The 20626-nt window shown below is 27.9% G+C and carries 20 protein-coding genes and 1 pseudogene; 15 read left to right on the top strand and 6 right to left on the bottom strand.

The window, feature by feature from the left end; translation table 11 throughout:
- Positions 1-6: 6 nt before the first annotated feature.
- Positions 7-633: a RusA family crossover junction endodeoxyribonuclease gene (locus tag ACFYH6_RS16290; RefSeq protein WP_316343335.1), complete on the bottom strand. Its 627-nt coding sequence runs from the start codon at positions 631-633 to the stop codon at positions 7-9.
- Positions 634-841: 208 nt separating this feature from the next.
- On the opposite strand from ACFYH6_RS16290, the gene tsaD reads away from it, so the two are divergent.
- The 7 genes from tsaD to ACFYH6_RS16255 all read left to right on the top strand — a co-directional run bounded on the left by tsaD (position 842) and on the right by ACFYH6_RS16255 (position 7258).
- Entirely contained in the window at positions 842-1852 is a 1011-nt protein-coding gene (gene tsaD / locus ACFYH6_RS16285; RefSeq protein ID WP_316343336.1) for a tRNA (adenosine(37)-N6)-threonylcarbamoyltransferase complex transferase subunit TsaD, read from the top strand.
- 21 nt (positions 1853-1873) lie between these two features.
- Positions 1874-2902, top strand: coding sequence for an alpha/beta hydrolase (locus ACFYH6_RS16280; protein WP_316343337.1), 1029 nt, complete (start codon positions 1874-1876; stop codon positions 2900-2902).
- 92 nt (positions 2903-2994) lie between these two features.
- Positions 2995-4236, top strand: a complete 1242-nt coding sequence (locus tag ACFYH6_RS16275; protein ID WP_416180462.1) for a S1C family serine protease — start codon at positions 2995-2997, stop codon at positions 4234-4236.
- A 166-nt stretch (positions 4237-4402) separates the two neighbouring features.
- Complete coding sequence (locus ACFYH6_RS16270) at positions 4403-4801, top strand: carboxypeptidase regulatory-like domain-containing protein (protein WP_316343339.1); 399 nt, start codon at positions 4403-4405, stop codon at positions 4799-4801.
- Positions 4802-4904: 103 nt separating this feature from the next.
- Positions 4905-5978, top strand: a complete 1074-nt coding sequence (eutH, locus tag ACFYH6_RS16265; RefSeq protein ID WP_416180461.1) for an ethanolamine utilization protein EutH — start codon at positions 4905-4907, stop codon at positions 5976-5978.
- A gap of 84 nt (positions 5979-6062) precedes the next feature.
- Positions 6063-6389, top strand: coding sequence for a transposase (locus ACFYH6_RS16260; protein ID WP_316345662.1), 327 nt, complete (start codon positions 6063-6065; stop codon positions 6387-6389).
- Positions 6353-7258, top strand: coding sequence for an IS3 family transposase (locus ACFYH6_RS16255; protein WP_316345663.1), 906 nt, complete (start codon positions 6353-6355; stop codon positions 7256-7258). Before ACFYH6_RS16260 ends, ACFYH6_RS16255 begins: the two co-directional genes overlap by 37 nt.
- Positions 7259-7316: 58 nt before the next feature.
- Here ACFYH6_RS16255 and ACFYH6_RS16250 read toward each other — a convergent pair whose 3' ends face one another.
- Together ACFYH6_RS16250 and ACFYH6_RS16245 are read right to left on the bottom strand one after the other, a co-directional pair.
- Entirely contained in the window at positions 7317-8360 is a 1044-nt protein-coding gene (locus ACFYH6_RS16250) for an FAD:protein FMN transferase (RefSeq protein WP_416180373.1), read from the bottom strand.
- Positions 8361-8479: 119 nt separating this feature from the next.
- Positions 8480-8902 carry an FMN-binding protein gene (locus ACFYH6_RS16245; RefSeq protein WP_416180372.1) on the bottom strand — a complete coding sequence of 141 codons (423 nt, stop codon included), beginning with the start codon at positions 8900-8902 and terminating at the stop codon, positions 8480-8482.
- Positions 8903-9236: 334 nt separating this feature from the next.
- Between ACFYH6_RS16245 and ACFYH6_RS16240 the strand changes: the two genes are divergently transcribed.
- The 4 genes from ACFYH6_RS16240 to ACFYH6_RS16225 all read left to right on the top strand — a co-directional run bounded on the left by ACFYH6_RS16240 (position 9237) and on the right by ACFYH6_RS16225 (position 13211).
- Positions 9237-11159, top strand: a complete 1923-nt coding sequence (locus tag ACFYH6_RS16240) for an FAD-dependent oxidoreductase (RefSeq protein WP_316343343.1) — start codon at positions 9237-9239, stop codon at positions 11157-11159.
- A 123-nt stretch (positions 11160-11282) separates the two neighbouring features.
- On the top strand, positions 11283-11663 hold the full coding sequence (locus tag ACFYH6_RS16235; protein WP_316343344.1) for a NusG domain II-containing protein: 381 nt from the start codon (positions 11283-11285) through the stop codon (positions 11661-11663).
- Between the two features lie 9 nt (positions 11664-11672).
- Positions 11673-12188: a Gx transporter family protein gene (locus tag ACFYH6_RS16230; protein ID WP_316343345.1), complete on the top strand. Its 516-nt coding sequence runs from the start codon at positions 11673-11675 to the stop codon at positions 12186-12188.
- A 57-nt stretch (positions 12189-12245) separates the two neighbouring features.
- Positions 12246-13211 carry a polyprenyl synthetase family protein gene (locus tag ACFYH6_RS16225; protein WP_316343346.1) on the top strand — a complete coding sequence of 322 codons (966 nt, stop codon included), beginning with the start codon at positions 12246-12248 and terminating at the stop codon, positions 13209-13211.
- A gap of 8 nt (positions 13212-13219) precedes the next feature.
- On the opposite strand, the gene ACFYH6_RS16220 is transcribed toward ACFYH6_RS16225, so the two are convergent.
- Positions 13220-14107, bottom strand: coding sequence for a LysR family transcriptional regulator (locus ACFYH6_RS16220; protein WP_316343347.1), 888 nt, complete (start codon positions 14105-14107; stop codon positions 13220-13222).
- Between the two features lie 129 nt (positions 14108-14236).
- Here ACFYH6_RS16220 and ACFYH6_RS16215 point away from each other — a divergent pair, with 129 nt between their 5' ends.
- Positions 14237-15361, top strand: a complete 1125-nt coding sequence (locus ACFYH6_RS16215; protein ID WP_416180371.1) for an extracellular solute-binding protein — start codon at positions 14237-14239, stop codon at positions 15359-15361.
- Here ACFYH6_RS16215 and ACFYH6_RS16210 read toward each other — a convergent pair.
- Complete coding sequence (locus ACFYH6_RS16210) at positions 15358-16479, bottom strand: glycosyltransferase family 4 protein (RefSeq protein ID WP_416180370.1); 1122 nt, start codon at positions 16477-16479, stop codon at positions 15358-15360. The genes ACFYH6_RS16215 and ACFYH6_RS16210 overlap by 4 nt on opposite strands.
- 123 nt (positions 16480-16602) lie before the next feature.
- Here ACFYH6_RS16210 and ACFYH6_RS16205 point away from each other — a divergent pair, with 123 nt between their 5' ends.
- Genes ACFYH6_RS16205 through ACFYH6_RS16195 form a run of 3 tightly spaced genes read left to right on the top strand, consistent with a single transcriptional unit; the run spans position 16603 to position 19423 of the window.
- Positions 16603-17598 (top strand): CotS family spore coat protein, encoded by a 996-nt coding sequence (locus ACFYH6_RS16205; RefSeq protein ID WP_316344884.1) that lies wholly within the window; start codon positions 16603-16605, stop codon positions 17596-17598.
- Positions 17599-17609: 11 nt separating this feature from the next.
- On the top strand, positions 17610-18362 hold the full coding sequence (locus ACFYH6_RS16200; RefSeq protein ID WP_416180369.1) for a hypothetical protein: 753 nt from the start codon (positions 17610-17612) through the stop codon (positions 18360-18362).
- Positions 18363-18376: 14 nt separating this feature from the next.
- Positions 18377-19423, top strand: coding sequence for a CotS family spore coat protein (locus ACFYH6_RS16195; protein WP_416180368.1), 1047 nt, complete (start codon positions 18377-18379; stop codon positions 19421-19423).
- A 32-nt stretch (positions 19424-19455) separates the two neighbouring features.
- Here ACFYH6_RS16195 and ACFYH6_RS16190 read toward each other — a convergent pair.
- Positions 19456-20574 (bottom strand): annotated as a pseudogene (locus ACFYH6_RS16190) (glycosyltransferase family 4 protein).
- Positions 20575-20626: the final 52 nt, after the last annotated feature.

Below are 20626 nucleotides of genomic sequence, written 5' to 3'. Positions count from 1 at the left end.
CCTCAATTAAAATAATTTATTAAAGCAATTTCTACAAATTAAAGTCTTTCCACCATTTCCTTTAATTATATTTTCTTCTTTAATTTTTTTGTTACAAAACTCACAGAGTAAAGCACTACTACTATCTTCTTTTTTCTCAGGCTTATTATTAAGCAATTTAGTAGCTGGGTTTTTCTTTAGACTTGAATATATTTTTTTATCGCTTGGCTCTGGCTTTTCTTCTACTGAATATGAAATTTTATATTTACTTTCAGCAAAGAATTCTAACTCAAATCTAGGATTTTCTTTGTCATAAAACTCTTCTGTAATTATTCTTGTTATTTGGGCATCATTAACTATAAGACCACTTTTTTCAATACCATCAAAAATACTTTTAGTTATATTAGCCGTATCTGGATGTCTCTTTTCACTTTTATAATAAACTTTTAATATAGCTATAAGAGATTCCTCTAACACAACACCTGGATTTTGCAATCTTGAATAGTAAGCTATTTTTTCTTCATAGATTGCATATCTATCATGGGATTTGCCTGTATTACTAGGAAGTATGGCTCTACCATCTTTATTATGAAGCTTGAAGTTAGATTTTGTTATTGGGGATCCTGGTACTACTATCTTAGCGTATGTATTCATTTAAAACTCCTTTTATATCTAAATATATCCTTAAAAATCCATTAATTCTAATAAAAAATAATGAATAATTTTTTTATTCATTATATAATAGTCAATGAAACTAAAGAAATATATAATAAGCTATAGGCTTAATTTTAATATACAATAATTAGATAGCTTACACAATATTAGTAAGTAAATAGAAAGAAGAAGTTAAGAGGTAAAAATAATGGAAAGTAAATTAATTTTATCAATAGAATCAAGCTGTGATGAAACATCAGCGGCTATTGTAAAAGACGGTAGAGAAGTTTTATCAAATATAATTGCATCGCAAATAGAAACTCATAAAAAGTATGGAGGAGTAGTTCCAGAAGTGGCTTCAAGAATGCATATTGAAGTTATTAATGGAGTAGTTATTGAAGCCTTAGAAGAAGCAAATGTTAAGTTAGAGGATATAGATGCTATTGGAGTTACATATGGACCAGGATTAGTAGGAGCATTATTAGTAGGATTACAATATGCAAAAGGTCTATCATATTCATTGAAGAAGCCGTTAGTTGGAGTAAATCACATAGAAGGACATATTTGCGCAAATTACATAGAACATAAGGATTTAAAACCACCTTTTGTATCATTAGTAGTGTCAGGAGGTCATACATTTATAGTTCATGTTAAAGATTATGGGGAATATGAAGTTATAGGTCAAACAAGAGATGATGCAGCAGGAGAAGCTTATGATAAGGTTGCAAGAGCATTAGGGCTTGGCTATCCTGGTGGACCTAAAATAGATAAGCTTGCTAAAGAAGGAAATGAAAAGGCCATTGAATTTCCAAAAGCAAACTTTCATGATGACACATTAGATTTTTCATTTAGTGGAGTTAAATCTGCAGTGTTAAATTATTTAAATAAATGCAAAATGCAAAATGTTGAAATAAATAAGGCGGATGTAGCTGCATCATTCCAAAAAGCAGTTATAGATGTTCTAAAGCAAAATGTTTTAAAAACATGTAGAGAAAAGAATGTAGATAAAATAGCTATTGCAGGAGGAGTTGCATCAAATTCTGCATTAAGAGAGACATTAATAAAAGCTGCATCTAAAGAAGGGATAAAGGTATTATTTCCATCACAAATATTATGTACAGATAATGCAGCAATGATAGGAAGTGCAGCCTATTTCAACTTCTTAAGGGGGCTAGAAGCACCTTTAAATATTAATGCAAAACCAAACTTAAAGTTATAATCTACGAGGGGGAAGGGATAATTGAAACTTTTACCACATTCTAATGGACTTTATAAAGTAAATATGAAAAAAGAGTTGAATCCAAAAGAAAAAGCAAAAAAGATTATTACTGTAGTATTAATAGTATTAGTAGTTGGTTTTATATATCAAAGAATAAGTAACTTTATTACAAAAGAAACATTAAAAGAACGTGTGGATTATGTAAGAGTAGAAGATAAAAGATTAGACTATAGGCTAGATGGAGAAGGTAAATATACTATAGTTTTTGATGGAAACATTGGTACAAATCTAAATCAATGGAGTGAGATTTCAGATAAACTTTTATCTGAATATGGTGATGTATCCACATTTACATATAATAGAAGAGGGTATGGATTTAGTGATAGTGGCTCAATAAGAACACCTAAGGAGCAAGCTGAAGATTTAAGAGCACTTCTAAGAAAGGCTGCAGTACCTTCACCATATATACTTGTGGGAGAGGAGTATGGAAGCCTTGTGTTAACAGAATTTGCAAAGGCTTATCCAGACTTAGTTGCAGGTGTAGTTTTAGTAAATCCTTTAGTTGAAGATGAAATTAATACTGATAAATATCAAAGAAGTTTAATATTTGAGAAGATTAGAAGAAATATAGAAAGTATTGGTTCTGAAATAGGCCTTACAACACTACTAGATAAAGTTAATTTAGCTTGTAATACTGATGAATTTGAGGAAAAACTTGATTATAGGGACTTAGAAGAATTTAAAATTCATAGAACAAAATCTAGCTATAATAAGGCAGTAAATAATGAGTATAAGAATATAACATCAGGTAATAACTCTAGTCAAGAAGAAGGAGTTTTTTCTGGAAAACCATATTATTTAATAGCTAAACCTGGACAAGAAGTTTTATCTAATTTAGGTGATGAAGAATTAACAAAAGTATATAATGTTGATTATGAAGAAAACATAGTAGCTATGTATGAACCAGATACAGTAATAACTGGAGTAAGACAAGTTATAAAACAGGCAAATGAAATAGAGAGATTAGAAAAAAAGAATCATTCAAATTAAATTTGTTAGATATATGTCATATAATTGTCACAAAGAAGGGTTATATTAATAATTGTAAAAGGAATTATTAAATATTTAGGGAGGCTTTTCAAATGAATGAAGATAACATATATGATGTAGAGAAATACGAAGATGTAAATAGTGATAATGAATCACTAACAAATGAAGAAAAGAATAATGAAGAGCAAAGTTTTGAAAAAGAATCTTATATTCATCCAATAAATGATATTTCAAATAAACCAAAGAAAAAAAGAAAAAAAGGTACATTTAAAATTATAGCTTTAGTATTGATAGCTGGATTATTAGGAGGAGCTATAGGTGGAGGAAGCACTTATTATTTAATGAAAAGCTATATTAATGAGTCAAGTAATAAAGTTATAACTCCAAATCCTCAAACATTTAGTACCAATTCAGAAGCATTAACAGCTAGTGAAGCATTTGATAAGGTAGCTCCAGCAGTAGTTATAGTATCAGTTAGTGGAGTAATTGATTATAGCGGAATAATACCTAAAGAAACAGAAGGTATAGGATCAGGTTTTATAATAAATGAAGAAGGATATATATTAACTAATTACCATGTTATAGAAGGTGCTAAGGAAGTAGTTGTAACATTATCTGATGGTAGAGATGTTAAGGCTAAGGTTATTAACTATGATCAAAATCAAGATATAGCAATGTTAAAGATAAGTGATGATAGCGTTGAAGTTCCAGCAGTTGTTGAACTTGGAGATTCAGACGCATTAAAGCCAGGAGAACAAGTTATAGCAATTGGTAGTCCTTTATCTAAAGAGTTTGGTCAAACAGTTACTGCGGGGATTGTAAGTGCAACAAATAGAACAGTTGAAACAAGTTCTGGAGTGCAATTAAACTTAATACAAACAGATGCTGCTATAAATCCTGGTAATAGTGGTGGACCTTTAGTTAATACAAAGGGTGAAGTAATTGGAATCAATAATATGAAGATAGCTTCAGATGAGGTAGAAGGAATAGGATTTTCAATCCCAATAAATTCAATTAAGGATAGAATAGAATCATTATCTAAGCCTATTTTAAATTTAGGGATATCAGTAAGAGAAATTAATTCAACACTTGGTAAACAATATAATATGGAGGAAGGACTATATATAGTTCAAGTAACAGAATTTTCTCCAGCAGAAAAAGCTGGATTACAAGGGGGAGACTTAATAGTAAAATTTGATGGTCAAAGAATTAAAACTTTTGATGAGTTAAAAGCTATTAGAGATACTAAAGAAGAGGGCGATACTGTTAGCGTGGAAGTAATCAGAAATGGAGAAAATAAAACCTTTAACGTTCAATTAGAAGCAAAGAGTTAATATAAAAGGACTGGTAACTATTAAACTGACTATTGAAAAATGCAGTTTATATAGAAACTAGTCTTTTTTTTATAAAAATATTTCTTATAAATCACATTTTAGTATTATACGAATAAACTATACTATAAATAAGAAAACTTATAATTAAAACTTAGGAGGCAAAGTTATGAGCGGAAGAATAGCATCATGTGAATTAAAAACAGGATGTAATGAACAAATTGAAGCAATAGTTAAACTACCAGAAGAAAAGAGATCAGTTATATTTGGAACAGTATTAGATTGCAATAGAATGCCTGTAGTAGATGCAGTAGTAAAATTATTACAAGTAGTAGATGGATATAGATATCCATATCCTTTGACTCACACTTTCACAGATTGTCATGGACAATTCTTATTAGGACCATTATGTCCAAATACAAAATATATGTTAAAGATTTATAAAGACAATATCGTAATAAAATATACAGAATTAGAAACATCTTCATATAATGGAAAGTGTATAGGAAAACCTGAACATTGTGATAATAAACCTGGAGATCATGACAAAGGTTGCTGCAATTGTTAATTTTAAAAAATAAATAACAAAAAAGGTCCCTTAAATATTAAGGGGCTTTTTTGTTGCTTAAAATTTTGATAAAATTATCTTATTTAAATTAGGAGAGTTAGAAGTGGAAAAGATAGTTGTATATATAGTTGGAATTTTCTTTGTCTTAGGTATTTTTGATTATATTATTGGTGGAAAATTAAATTTAAGTAGGGGAATAGAAAGTGGGATTAAAAGTATGGGCTCATTAGCTTTATCAATGATAGGAATACTTTCAATAACTCCTATACTTTCAGATGTTCTTATTAAATATGTAATTCCATTATTTAATGATAGCATTATTACTCCAAGTATACTTTCATCATCTATTATTGCTGTAGATATGGGGGGATATAAAATTGCAGAGGCTATTGCTAGTAATAAAATAGAAGTTTACTTTTCAGGAATATTAATATCATCTATGTTAGGTTGTACAATAAGTTTTACATTACCTTTAGCATTAGGAATAATAAAGAAGAAAAATATAGATATATTATGTAAGGGAATACTATGTGGTATAGTAACATTACCTATAGGATTATTTTTAGGTGGAGTACTTTTAGAGGTTCACATATTAGATATTATTAAAAATATTTTCCCAATAATTATAATTTCATTTTTAATGATTATAGGATTAAAGAAGATGGCTGATAAGATGGTAAAATACTTTAAGGCTCTTGCCAAAATTATATTTTTAGTTGGGATAATTGGGTTAGGGCTTCAAGGAATAAAATCAATTACAGGTATAGAGATAGTTAAAAACTTATTACCCTTAGAAGAATCTATAACTATTGTAGGTAAAATATCAATATTTCTATCTGGCGCCAATGTTATGATTGAAGTAATTAAAAGGATTTTTGAAAATTCAATTAAAAAATTAGGTGATTTAATGTCTATAAATTCTCATTCAGTCACAGCCTTAATAGGAAGTTTAGCTTCAGCAGTTATAGTATTTACTGAATTTGATAAATTAGATGATAGAGGGAAAGTTATATGTTCAGCCTTTTCAGTAGCAGGTGCCTATGTATTTGGTGGACAACTTGCTTACGTAGTTACAGAAGCAAAGGAAATAGTTTATATTTATATAATTGTAAAACTTATTTCAGGTGTATTAGCAATATTATTAGCCTTAAAAATAACTAAAAAGGAACTGTCTTAATAGTATAATCCCCTTATGGTAGACAAATATAAAAAGACCTTTATAATTAGGTTAAATATTTGTTTACTATGGAGGGGATTTTTTATGAGTAAGGTTCAAAAAAAATATACAAAAGAAACTAAATTAAAAGCAGTTGATATGTATTTAAATAAACATATAGGAGCAAATACAATTGCAAAGGAATTAGGTTTAAGTGAAAAAAAGAGGGTTTATGATTGGGTAAAAAAATATCAAGCTGAAGGTGATAAAGCTTTCGATATTGAAAATAGAGGTAAAAAATCTAAAATTCAAGCTAATGGCTCACGGAAAGGGCGACCAAAAACTAAATTTTCATCAATAGAAGAAGAAGTTGAGTATTTAAGAATGGAGAATGAATTCCTAAAAAAATTGCAAGCTCTGATAAAAGAATAAAGCGAATTAATATCTACAAAATTATATTTTTATTATCAGAGCGATATTGTATTTCTCGCCTTTGCCTATTGGCAAAAGTAGCGCGTAGCTCCTATTATAAGTGGCTTAAACGTAAGGATATAGTTACAGAAAAGGATATCCAAGATAGAATAATTAAGAGCCATATACTAGATATACATAATAAATACAGAGGAACTTATGGAAGAAAGAGAATATGCATTTATCTTAATAATATATTAGGAATTGAAATCAATCATAAGCGTGTATATAGACTAATGAATGAAATGAATATAAAAGCTGTTATACGTAAAAAAGTATATAAGCATAAGTTTAAACCTGCATCAGTAGCGAAGAATATATTGAATAGAGACTTTGCAGCAATTAGACCGTTAACGAAGTTATGCATGGATATAACATATATTCCTCTAGATAAATCTAGTCGTCGATTTTTATATTTAAGTGCAGTAAAAGATTTATATAATAATCAAATTATTGCTTATAACATGAGTACTCGAAATGATGTAAAACTAGTTAATGATACATTAGAGCAGCTATATGATCTACAATTGAAAGAAGGATGTATATTGCATACAGATCAAGGATTTCAATATACAAGAAAAGCTTATTGCGATGATTTAAAAAGGCATTGTATTACTCAGTCCATGTCTCGTCGTGGAAACTGTTGGGATAATGCTCCTATTGAAATATTCTTCGGTCATTTAAAATCAGAATTAATATACTTAAGTAAAACACAAGGAGCGGAAAATATAATAAATGAAATCAATGAATATATTTGGTTTTATAACAATGAACGAATACAACTAAAATATGGCATGAGTCCTATTCAATATAAGTCTCATGCCGCATAAAGAGTCTTTTTCCTATTGTCTACTTGACAGGGCCAAGTTTATAAACAGTTCCTTTTTATTAATTTACTAATGTAAAATCACTATTACTTAAGGTAAATATATCTTTTATTCCATCTGTTATAGAAACCTTATTATCTTTAGTTATAAAGATTGCATCTATACCATCCATAGAATTTACAAATTTTGTACCTTCTTCTATACCCATTGCAAATACTGAAGTAGATAATGCATCTCCATCTATAGATTTATCACTTACTATAGTAATACCAGCAATTTCATTTTCATAAGGGTATCCAGTTTTAGGACTTAAAATATGATGATATTTAACTCCATCTTTTTCAATATATCTTTCATATATTCCAGAAGTAACTATTGACTTATTATTAGTAGTAATAGTGCCAATAATGCCACCACGTTCAGTAAAAGGATCTTGGATACCTATTCTCCAATCAGAGCCATTTGGTTTTTTACCATGGGCATAGACATTTCCACCTAAATTTATTATAGCACTCGTAACCCCTTCTTCAGTTAGAAGTTCTGAAATTACATCAGCTGTATAACCTTTTGCTATACCTCCTAAATCAATGATCATACCTTTTCTTTTTAAGTAAATGGTTTTATCAGAATCATTAAATTCAATATCTTCATATCCAATTAGAGGAAGCTTATCCTTAATTTCTTCTGGAGTTGGAACTTTTGCTTCAGGCAGACCTATACTCCATAATTTTACTATTGGACCTACAGTAATATCAAATAAGCCATTTGAAAGCTTTGAATATTCTACACCCTTTTTTACAACGGTATATGTATAATCATCTACTTTTACAGGGCTAATACCAGCTTCATTATTTATTTTATCTACTAAAGTTCCATTTTCATTTATGCTTAAAATAGATTCAAGTTCTTTAATCTTATCAAAGGCTTTGTTTAAAATTTCTTCATTATCACTATCGTAAAGTTTTATATCAACTACTGTTCCCATTAATAGTTCGCTTCTTGATAGGGGTTCTGCTTGTTCAGTTTTTTTAGAGCAACTAGCTAAAATAAAAATAGAAAAAACTAATAAAAGTGAAAGGGTAAGCTTTTTTAATATTTTTGGCATAAAAATCCTCCTAAATTAATAATATTAATTATTATCATTATTATTATTATAAGTAAAAAAAGAAATAATAACAAAAGACTTTAGGCAAGAGCCCAAAGTCTTTATTTAAGTAAAAAATATTACTTAGCTTCTTCTAAAGCTTTTTCTGCTAAAGTTTTGAAGTTGTTTGTAGTGTTAGTAGCACCAGTTACAGTGTCAACATCAGCAACAGCTTGTTTTTCAACTAAAGCTTTTTCTAAAGCTGGGAAAGCTTCTTCTGGGTTTGTACCACTTTTAGCTTTCATGTTTGTATTATAATCAGCATCAGCTAATTTGCTTCCCTTATCGTTAGCTTCATCATACTTAACTGCTGCAATTTTTCCATCTTTAACTTCTATTTCTATTGAAGCAACATATCCTCTTTCATCAGCTTCTGACTTTTGAGTGTATGTTCCGTCTTTTAATCCAGCTTCTGTTGCTTCTTCTTTGTTACCACATCCTACAAATATAGTAGTAGCTAAAGCAGCAACTGCTAATAAGCTTATAACTCTTTTTGACTTCATAACAAAATCCCCCTTAAACTTACTTAATTCTTGTATAAGTATCCTCATACGTCAAATTGTTTTCAATTACTAGTTCATTATACACAAAATAAAAAGAAATTGATATTCGAATTACTTATGATATATAAGTAATTTGAATAGTAAAAACCATTAATCAATTCTCTACAAATCAGGTAGTATAAGGATTTGGAACTAAAATTATTAAAAAAAATATAATAAAAAATTGTTAAAAAAACGACAAAAAGATTTCTGAATAATGTAGACATCTTAACAAATAGTGTATAGAATTAGATATGCTATTTTAGAATTATTTAAATGAAGGGAAGGGTTCAACATGTCAAAAAATAAGATACTTGTTCTTGGTGCAGGATATGGTGGTGTACATGCTGCTAAGAAATTAGCCAAGAAATATAAGAAAAATGATGATGTGGAAATAACTTTAATTGATAGAAATCCATTTCATACACTAATGACAGAATTACATGAAGTTGCAGGAGGAAGAGTTCATCCTGAATCAGTACAAGTTGAATTATGTAAAATTTTCGGAAAATCAAAAGTTAAAGTTATAACAGATTTCATAGAAAAAGTTGATACAGATAGTAAAGTTGTAAAAACTACAAATGGAAAATATTCATATGATTATCTAATTATAGGCACAGGAAGCGAACCTGCTTTCTTTGGAGTACCAGGAGTAAAAGAAAATGGATTTACTTTATGGTCATTTGAAGATGCACTTAGAATAAGACATCATATTGAAGATATGTTTGCTAAAGCAAGTCTTGAAAGAAATGCCACTAAGAGAAAAGAAATGCTTACATTTATAGTAGCAGGTTCAGGGTTTACTGGTATTGAAATGGCTGGAGAACTTCTAGAATGGAAGAGTAGATTAGCAAGAGAATATAACGTAGATGAAAGCGAAGTTACTTTAAAAGTTGTTGAAGCTATGGGAACTATCTTAAATATGTTAGATAGAAAACAAGCTGACAAAGCTGAAAAGTATATGGTTAAGCATGGAGTAGAAATATTAAAGAATTCACCTATAGTAGAAGTTAGCGAAGATAAGATAACTTTAAAGAGTGGAGAAGAAATTAGTACAAGAACTTTAATATGGACTTGTGGAATTCAAGGAAATCAAGATGCTAAAGAGTATGGATTAGAAACAGCTAGAGCAGGAAGATTACAAACTAATGAATATATGCAAGCTGTAGGAAAGAAAGATGTATTTGTTGTTGGAGATATGGCTTATTATGAAGAAGAAGCTGGTAGGGGAACTCCACAAATAGTTGAAGCAGCAGAACAAACAGCTAATACAGCAGTTAAAAATATAATTGCTTCAATAGAAAATAAAGAAATGGAAAAATTCCAAGGAAAATACCATGGATTTATGGTTTCAATCGGTGGAAGATACTGTGTTGCTAACTTAAGTGGAATTAAATTATCTGGATTCTTTGCAATGATAATGAAACATCTAGTTAATATGTACTACTTATGGGGAGTAAATAATATTAATGCTGTTTATAACTATTTACAACATGAATTCTTTACTATGGAAGATAGAAGATCAGTGATGAGAGGTCATGTATCATCTAAGGGAAATAGATTATGGTTAATACCACTAAGAATATATATAGGTTGCTTATGGTTAATTGAAGGTATTAAGAAGTTATTAGGAGATTCTACATGGGAGAAGATGTGGGATGCTGGTAGCATTAAAGGTTTCTTTAATAGTATAGAAATTGGTGCAGATAGCTGGACTAAAGCTGGTAATGTAAAAATGCCATTTGCATGGTTACAAGATGCAACATCAAGTGCTTCAGCTGCAGGTGCTGGAGAAACAGCAACTGAATGGGCTACACCAATATTTAAAGAAATTCCAGGTTGGTATGCTACAATAATGGAATTCATGATGCCAAATCCAGAAGTAGCAGTTTGGTTCCAAAGAATAGTTGTATTAATGGAAATTGGAATGGGACTTTGTTTAATAGTTGGATTATTTACATTTATATGGGGTGCAGTTTCAGTTGTTATGCCTATTAACTTTATCTTATGTGCTATGGCTGGATGGGATATATTATGGTATGTATTTGGTTCAATTGCACTAATGAGTGGAGCAGGTAGAACATTTGGACTTGACTACTATATTATGCCTTGGATAACAAGGTTAGCAGATAATTTCTGGCATGGAAAGAAAAAACCATTATATGAAGATAATTTATTACATGGAAATAAAAAAGCATTATCTTTAGATGCAGAATAGTATGCAAAGAATAAATATACATGTATAATAGATTTTATAAGGTAGAGTTTATTTACTCTACCTTATAAATTGTATAATTATAATGTACATACAATTAGTTTCATTATAATGGAGATGATTATTATGTTTAAGAAATTAGATTTCGTTATTATAGCAGTATTGATGATACTGTCATTTTTACCTGAAATAATATTAGGTGCATCCGTTGGAAAAGGACTTAGTAATACATATGCAGAAATAACGGTTTCTGGAAAGCTATATAAAAATATTAATTTATCACAGCATAGAGGAGAAGAAACTATAGAACTGAAAACTAAGGATGGAGTTAATATTATTAAGATAAAAGATAATAAGATAGGTATAATAGAAGCTGATTGTCCAGATCAGGTTTGTATGAATCCAGAATACATTGAAAAGCCTGGAGAAAGTTTAGTATGCCTTCCTCATAAGGTTATGATTGAAATTAAGGGAAGGGCAGAAGATGATATTATACTATCATATTAAGGAGAAACTATGAAAAAAACTAGTAAAATAGTATATATAGGATTATTAGTAGCGCAAGCATTAGTTTTACATATAATTGAGCGTATGATTCCTGTACCTTTTATAACACCAGGTGCAAAGCTTGGATTAGCAAACTTAATTACTGTAATTGCTCTATATACATTAGACAATAAAAAAGATGCTTTTTTAGTGTTATTCTTAAGGCTTACTTTATCAACTATGTTCGGGGGGAATTTATCTTCCTTTATGTATAGTGCAGCTGGGGGAATATTAAGTTTTCTTTCAATGGTAGTAATTAAAGAATTGTTTAGAGATAAGGTTAGTATTATTGGAGTAAGTTCAGCAGGTGCTATATTCCATAATGTTGGACAATTAATAATCGCTTCGTTAATAGTAAAAAATATAGGGGTTATGTTATACTTGCCAGTATTATCAACTATAGGAATAGGGACAGGTATTTTTATTGGAATAACCGCTAACTATGCAGTAGCACATTTAAGAAAACTTCCAATGTTCGAATGTTAAGCAGTTATGCATTGAAAATAAATATATGATTTCTAATCACTAAGAGGGTGGAATAAAATGGACAATATTTGGAATGATTATCCTGAGATAAGGCAAGAGCTTATTGAAGTAATAAATTTAATGAAGAAAAATGTAAAGTGTAAAGATAAAAAAATAGAAAAATCTATAATGGAATTAATTGAGTCAGGTGGTAAATTACTAAGACCAGCTTTCGTATTGATAGGATCAAAATTCGGAGATAATGATAAAAGCAAATCAGTTCCTACTGCAGCAGTAATAGAAATGCTTCATATGGCAACATTAGTTCATGATGATGTAATAGATGATTCAAAGCTTAGAAGAGGACAAGAGACTATTCAATCTAAGTATGGAAAGGATTATGCTGTATATATAGGAGATTATCTTTTCTGTGTATGTTTTAAAATATTAGCTACTAATAATTCACTACAAGCAATAAAAGTTGATTCAAGAGCAATGTCAAAGATTTGTATGGGTGAGGTAAATCAGCTTAATTCTAGATTTTCAATGAAATTGTCAGTTAAGGATTATCTAAGTAGAATATCTGGAAAAACAGCAGAGTTATTTTCAATATCTTTATATCTAGGAGCAGCAGAATGTAATGCTGATGAAAAGATTTCTAAGGAGCTTGGTAATATAGGTCATAATTTAGGAATGGCTTTTCAAATTATAGATGACATTTTAGATTATGAAGGAAATGATGAAAGTATTAAAAAATCTGCAGCTAATGATCTAAAACAAGGTATTTACACTCTTCCTTTAATTTATGCTTATAGAAATAATAAAGATGCATTCAAAGATATTATTGGAAAAGACTATTACAATGAGGAAGAAGTAATTGAAATAATAAACTTAGTTAAAGCTAATAAAGGAATAGAGATGGCAAAGGAATTAGCTGAAAAATATATTAATAAGTGCTTTAAGGGCATAGATAAGTTACCAAATAACGATTATAAAATTATATTAAGAGAAATTGCTAGTTGGTTATTAAAAAGGACATACTAAAGGGTTACTTAATTTAAGTAACCCTTTAGTATGCTTTTTAGCGATTTAACAAATTCGGAATTAATTTTATAAAATGAATCAAAATAACTAATATAAATTGGAAGCTTAATAGACAAATCATGAATATTAATTATTTTAATATCAGGTATTGAATGGTAGTTATTATATATACTAGCAGGAATAAATGTAGCTGCTTTACTTGATGAAACACCTTTTAATGCGGAAAAATATGAATTTGTACTATATAAGATATTTGAAGAATCTAAAATTTTATTATCATAATTAAATTCATTACATATTAAAGTTTTCAAACAAGTTTTATCAGAGGATAATATTAAAGGAAGATCAAATAAATCATCCTTTTTTATAGAGGGCACTTGAAAGTTTTTTCCTGCTACTAAAAGGATTTCATCATATCCAATTAGTTTTGTAGTTAAACCATTAGCATTTTCTGGCTTAGTATAACAAATAAAAATATCACATAAATTACTAGATAGATTAGCCTTTGAGCAACAATCTATTGTATTAAGGTTAATTGTATAAGAAGAAAAGTTTTTCTTTAATTTAGAAATAGCCATAGGCAAAAGGGTTAGACCAATTGATTCAACTGCTTCAATAGAAACATATTTTTTCTTATTTACTGAATTTAACAATTCTTCTTGCATCTTATTATAAGATGATAAAATTGATTCAGCATACTTGAATAATATTTCTCCTTCAGAAGTTAAAGAGACCCCTTTATTTGTTCTATTAAAAAGCTGTACATTTAAATTGTTTTCTAATTTTGAAATTTGTTGACTAAGTGCAGATTGTGAAATATGCGCATTTTTTGCAACTGTTGAAATACTGTTAGAGTTAGCAACCTGGAAAAAATAATTTAAGCTATCAATATGCATAACAATCTCCTATCTTAAAATCTATATATTAAATTATTATAGTATAATAATTTATAAAAATCAAAATTTATTATTTTTAAAATAATAAAATAATGGTGTATAATTTATTTTAGATTAGGATGTGAGAATATGAAAAATAGAAAAAGAGTAATTTTTTTACTTATTATTGGATTCTTAATAATTTTTTCTATAAATTTAATATTAAGTAAGTCTAATAGAAGGGATTTAAAAGGAGATATAGTACTTTGGTCAAATGAAGAAAATTACAACTATTTTCTTGAGGTTGCAAATGAATTTAAAGAACGAAATAAAAAAGTGAATATACATATTATAAATATTGGATCTGAAGATTGCTTAGAAAAAATTAAGGAATTAAATGAAAAAGACTTACCTAATATAGTAGAATTGAATTTTGTAGAGTTAGAAAAGATAAAAGAAAAAATAGATTTTATAGATGAAAATAAAAGTATAATTGAAATGTATAATAAGAATTTCAAGGATAGTAGAATTCAAGAAATAAAAATTCATGAAGATTACTATGGAGTGCCCTTTGAATCTAATCCAATTGCACTATATGTTAGAAATGATATTTTAAATAAATATGGTTATGAAGCTTCAGAATTAAATACTTGGAAGGATTTAATTGAAGTAGGAAATGAAATTAAAAATAAAAGTTCTGGGGAAATTAATATATTTTCTAATAAAGATAAGGGTAATATAGAACTATTAATAATTTCTCAATTAGTAGACTATGAAAAAGATTCGTATACTTATACTAAAGAGGATATATTAAAAGAATTTAATAATATATACAAAGATGAATATATAGCTGAAGATAATAATTATTTATATAGAATAGCCTCTTTAGACTTTTATAGAGATATTGTTGAGGACAAGGAGTTAGGTATATGGACATGTAAAAATCCACCCAGTTATAAAATCGGTGAAAACAAATTATATGCTCTAGGAGGAAAAAACTTAGTTGCTTTAAATGTTGAAAAAAATAGAGATGCAATTAAAGAATTTATAGCCTTTGCAGCTACTAATAAAGACTTACTATCTAAAGAACTTAGAGATAATAAATTTTTCCCAAGCTCTTTATATTCATTAACTGTTAAAGAAGAAGAAAATAAAATAGAAAATATAGAAGGAAATAGCCCATTCTTAATATTAGTTAATATCGCTGAACGGGCTCCAAGCATAAAAAAATTTGATAAATTAAAAGAAATATTAAATGATATATATTATAACTAGGAAGTATATATTTTTTTATAAGCCTCTAAGGTTTTTATGGCAGTGTTTTTCCATGAAAATAGGAGGCTTCTTTCATAACCTTTTTTTGATAACTTATCCTTTAAATCATCATCATTTAGTAAATTAACTAAAGACTCTTCTAGTTCTAATCTATTTAAAGGGTTAATCAATATACAGGAATCTCCTGTAACCTCTGGGATAGAAGTTGCTTTAGAGGTTATAACAGGAGTCTTGCAACACATAGCCTCTAGAGGGGGTAAACCAAATCCTTCATATAGGGATGGATATATAAATGCTTCAGCTCCATTATAGAGTGTAGGGAGTAGAGCATCCTCTATAAAACCTGTAAAAATAATATCTTCACAAGAATTTAAAGTTTTAGATAAATCTACAAGCTTCTTTCCCTCATCTTTAACTGCACCTGCCAAAAGCAAGACATAAGGTTTATTTAAATCCTTATAAATTTTATCAAAGGATAGAATTAAAGCCTTAGCATTTTTTCTTGAGCTAAATCCACCTATGTATAAAATATAATCCTTTGAGAAATTAAATCTTTTTTGTATGGTTTCTTTACAAATATTCTTATCTAATGGTTTAAAGTTAGAATTTGCAGCTAAAGGTGTAACATATACTTTGTCTTCAGGAATATGATTAAAAAACTTTAATATATCCCTCTTAGAATATTCAGATACAGTTAGAATCCCTTTAGATTTATCAATTATAGTTGGCATAGTTCTAAGGAATCTTTCAAGATACCCTCGTCCAGTTGTTTCAGGTAATACATAAGGAATTAAGTCATGAATAGTTACAACAGAATTTGTATCATAATTATTACAAAGACCCATTCCATTTTGAGGAATATGATGAAGATCTATATTATTATTTTTTAAGAAGTTTGGGAAATAATAATTTTCATAAAAACTACCATGCTTACTAGAAGTAAAAACTATGTTGCAATTATCTTTTTTATATTCTTCATAGTTTTTCCCGGTCCAAAAAAGAGTGAAGTCATTTTCTCTATCTATATTAAGCAATTCCTTAACTAAATTTTCGGTGTAAGTTCCTATACCTGTTCCATTGTATAAATTTATTCCTCTAGCATCTATGGAAATTCTCATAGCAATCCTCCTAAAAATATCCTTTATATTATAGATATTATTAATTATTTAATTCTATGATATAAACACAATAAAATAAGTAAGTCCATATAATAACATAGAATAAATCTTAAGGAGAAACCTATGGAGATTTCATATATAAAAAATGAAATTCAGGATAAGTATTTAATGGAAATAGAAACTATAGAGAAGGTTAAAAATAGCTATAAGATAAGAACAAAGGATGGGGATTATGGTATTAAGGTAATTAAATATCAGTATCCTCATTTTTATTTTATTCTTTCTGCAATAAAACATTTAAAAAATAGAGGCTTTGAAAATATACCAGAAATAATTACTACTAAAGATAACTTAGATTATATAAGGATTGGAGATAAATTTGCATATTTAAATAAGTGGGTAGAGTCAAGAAATTGTAATTATAAGAATTTTATAGATTTAAAATTAGCCTCTGAAACTTTAGGAAAACTTCATAACTGTAGTGAAGGTTTTACTTTAAATAGTAATATGAAACCTAGAATTGCTTGGTTTTCTTGGATAAAGGTATTTGAAACTAGATGTGATGAAATATTAGATTTCAAAAGGAGAATTTATCAGAAGGCATACAAATCACAGTTTGATGAAATTTATCTACAAGCTATTAATGAAGAAATAGAAAGAGGTAAAAGGGCAATAGATGAGATAAAGAATAATAAATATATTGAATTGATGAATAAAGAAGTACTTAAGAGGGGATTTTGCCATCATGATTATGCACATCATAATGTTCTAATAAATGAGATTGGAGAAATTAATATAATTGATTTTGATTATTGCATATTAGACACACATATTCATGATTTGGCATCTTTATTAATTAGATCTATGAAGGATGGTGAATGGAATAAAGAAGTATCTAATCTTATATTAAATTCCTATGGAAACACTCACAGCATATTTAATGATGAATTAAAGCTTATGAAAGGTTTTATAAGATTTCCCCAGGGGTTTTGGCAAATTGGTCTGCAGTATTATTGGGAACAGCAGCCTTGGGGAGAAGAGTTTCTTATAAATAAATTAAATAAGTATTTAAGAGATAGAGACAATAGAGAAAAGTTCTTACAAAACTTTATTTATTAAGGAGTGAAAGAATGCAGAAATCAGAATTAAATTCCTATTTAGAAAATAGGAATATTTATGTTTTAAACAGTAAAATTTCTAAAGATAAAATTGAGGACAATAAAAGCATATATAAACAAATTGAAAGTATTGTTTTCTTTCACAATAAGATTGGACAATATAAAGAAAATTTATTTCCAAGAATAGGTGCCTCCATTGGGAAAGAAATAAGTATGTATTATTCTCAAATAATATTAATAAATAAATATTTAATGGAAATTGAAAAAAAGGAAGATTTAAATTCTATAGATTTTTATTTAATAAATAGAGGAGAAACATTAATTAATTTAGGTAAAAAATCATTAAATCATATAAATGTAAATGGATTTAAAAAAATAATTAGTAGAAGTATGGATAACTATGAAGTTTGTTTAACTAGAGTAGATGAAGGGAATTTGAAGGTTGAAGATGATGGAAGTATAAAAATAGGCACTATAAAGTATATGACTTACAATCTTAAGGAACATGACATATATTCATATATAAAAAAGATTAAAAGGCGAGAAATTAATATAAATATGGATGATATTATTAATTATTACATTAGCCTTACTAACCTTGGAAATAGTAGTAGGGAATACTTAAGAGCTTTAGTGTCTTATCCAAATGAGGAGCTTAGAATAATTGAAAAATATATTTTAGGGAAGTTTCAAATGGAAGAGGGGGAATTATTAAAAAGTTTAAATAAGGCTAGAACCTTAGATAGTAATAATATAATAATTTAATTATGGGGGGCAGTATGAATAAATTTAGATATATAGATAATGAGATTTTATGCAGATATGATTTAAGAGAGGAGTTTTTCAATAAATTAGATTTTGAAGTTGAAGATATTATTCCTTTAAGAAAGGTTTTTGTATTATTAACAAAGGAAGGGAAGAAGATATTAAAGCTTACAGATTCATCGGAAGAAAGAATAGATTTTATAAATCAAGCATTAAATTATTCTTCTAAAAAATATAGTAATTTACTAAGTTACTATGAAGATAAAAATGGGAAATATATTTATAAATCTGGAGAAAATATATATGTAATTTTAAATATGATGGAAGGTAGGGAGGCTACCTTTAGTAATCCCGTTGAAGTAGAACTATGCACTAAAGCTATGGCAAATATGCATTCGGCTTCTAGAGGAATATTTAATGTTTTAAGTACAGACACAGTTAAAGGTAATTTAGGAGAATACTTGCCTCATCAGTTTAATAAAGCAAAAGAAGATCTTATAAATATTAAAGAATATGTATTAAAATTTAGGTATAAATTAGAGTTTGATAAATTATTTCTAGAAAATGTGGATAAGCATATTAATGAAATACAAAAATCTATAGAACTTTTAGCAATGTGCAATTACAACAATTTATTAGAAGATTTTAATAAGAGAGTTTTATGTCATAATGATTTAGCACATCATAATTTTATTGTAGATGGAAATGAAATTAAGATTATAGATTTTGATTATTGCAAAATAGATACAAGAGCTATAGATATAGCTAATTTTGCAATTAAAGTCATTAAAAATACCTACTATGATATGGATACTTTTAAATTAATTATAGAATCATATAATTCTATAGATGAATTAAGTAAAGATGAAATTAAATTAATATATGCTTTATTAAGCTTCCCAAAGGATTTTACAACTATCATAAGAGACTTTTATTATAAACAAAAGAAATGGGAGTATGAGGTTTTTCTAAATAGATTAAAGGAGAAAATAAATAATGAAATATATAGGGAAGAATTTGTTAATAGGTTTATTTCAGATTTTAGCCAATATTTTTATTAAATAAATTAAGAGGCTGCTAAGGCAGCCTCTTTTTAAAATTTAATTATCTTTTCATAAGCTTGTATTGTAGATTTTGCTGTTATATTCCAAGAATATTTAGAGCTTTGAATAAGACCTTTTTTAATCATACTCATTCTTAAGGAGTCATCTTTTAATACAGTTTCTATAGAACTTTTCAGTTCATCAATATCATAGGGATTAATTAATAAGGCAGATTCGTTACATACTTCTCTAAGGGAAGTTACATTAGATGAAATAACTGGTGTACCACAAGCCATAGCTTCTAAAGGTGGCAAACCAAAACCTTCGTAGAAGGAAGGATAAACTAGTAGCTTTGAGGCGTTATAAAAAATAGGTAAATTTTCTAATGGAATAAAATCAGTAAAGATTACATCATCTTCTATATGAAGATCAATAGCTCTCTGTTTATAAAGGCTATAGGAAATTCCTTTTTTACCTGTGATAACTAATTTAAGATTTTTCTTTATTTCTTTAGATAGAAGTGAAAATGCTTCGATTAATCCTATAATGTTCTTTCTAGGACTAAAACCCCCTACATAAAGTATAAAATCATCTTTAATATCATATTCTTTTTCTATTATTTTTTTGCATTGACACTTATCTAAAGGTCTATATATATCCTCAGCAGCAAGATGAGTAACAAAAATTTTATTTTTAGGAAAATTAAATTCTTTTGCTATATCCTGCTTTGAAAATTCAGAAACCGTTAATATTCCATCACAATTATTAATAATTTTAGGAAGCTAATTATTAAATATATATAAATAACGTTCACTAACTGTTTCTGGCATTCTCAATGGGATTATATCATGCAACGTAATAGCTTTGTGACAATTAATATTAGTGTATAGTCCAACTCCATTTTGAGGCACATGATAAAGGTCTAGATTATTATCTTCTATAATGTTTGGCACTCTAACTTCGTCCCAAAAGTTTGATGAAGTTGTAGCTCTAACTAACTCAATATTAAAATTATCACTTAAATCTAGAGCTGAATTTTCAGGTAAAAAAACTAAGTAATCATTAATATTATCAACCTTATTCATACTATTGATAAGTTGATAAGTGTATGTTCCTATACCAGTTCCTCTATACCATTTTGCAGCTCTACCATCTATGCCTATCTTCATGATTTAATCCTTTCTCATTGTTTTTAATTTATTATATTAAACTTAGGAATAA

The sequence above is a fragment of the Clostridium sp. HCS.1 genome, from assembly GCF_047900555.1.
GTDB lineage: Bacteria > Bacillota > Clostridia > Clostridiales > Clostridiaceae > Clostridium.
The sequence above is the reverse complement of the archived record's forward strand: the minus strand, read 5'-3'. Positions and strand labels throughout refer to the sequence as shown.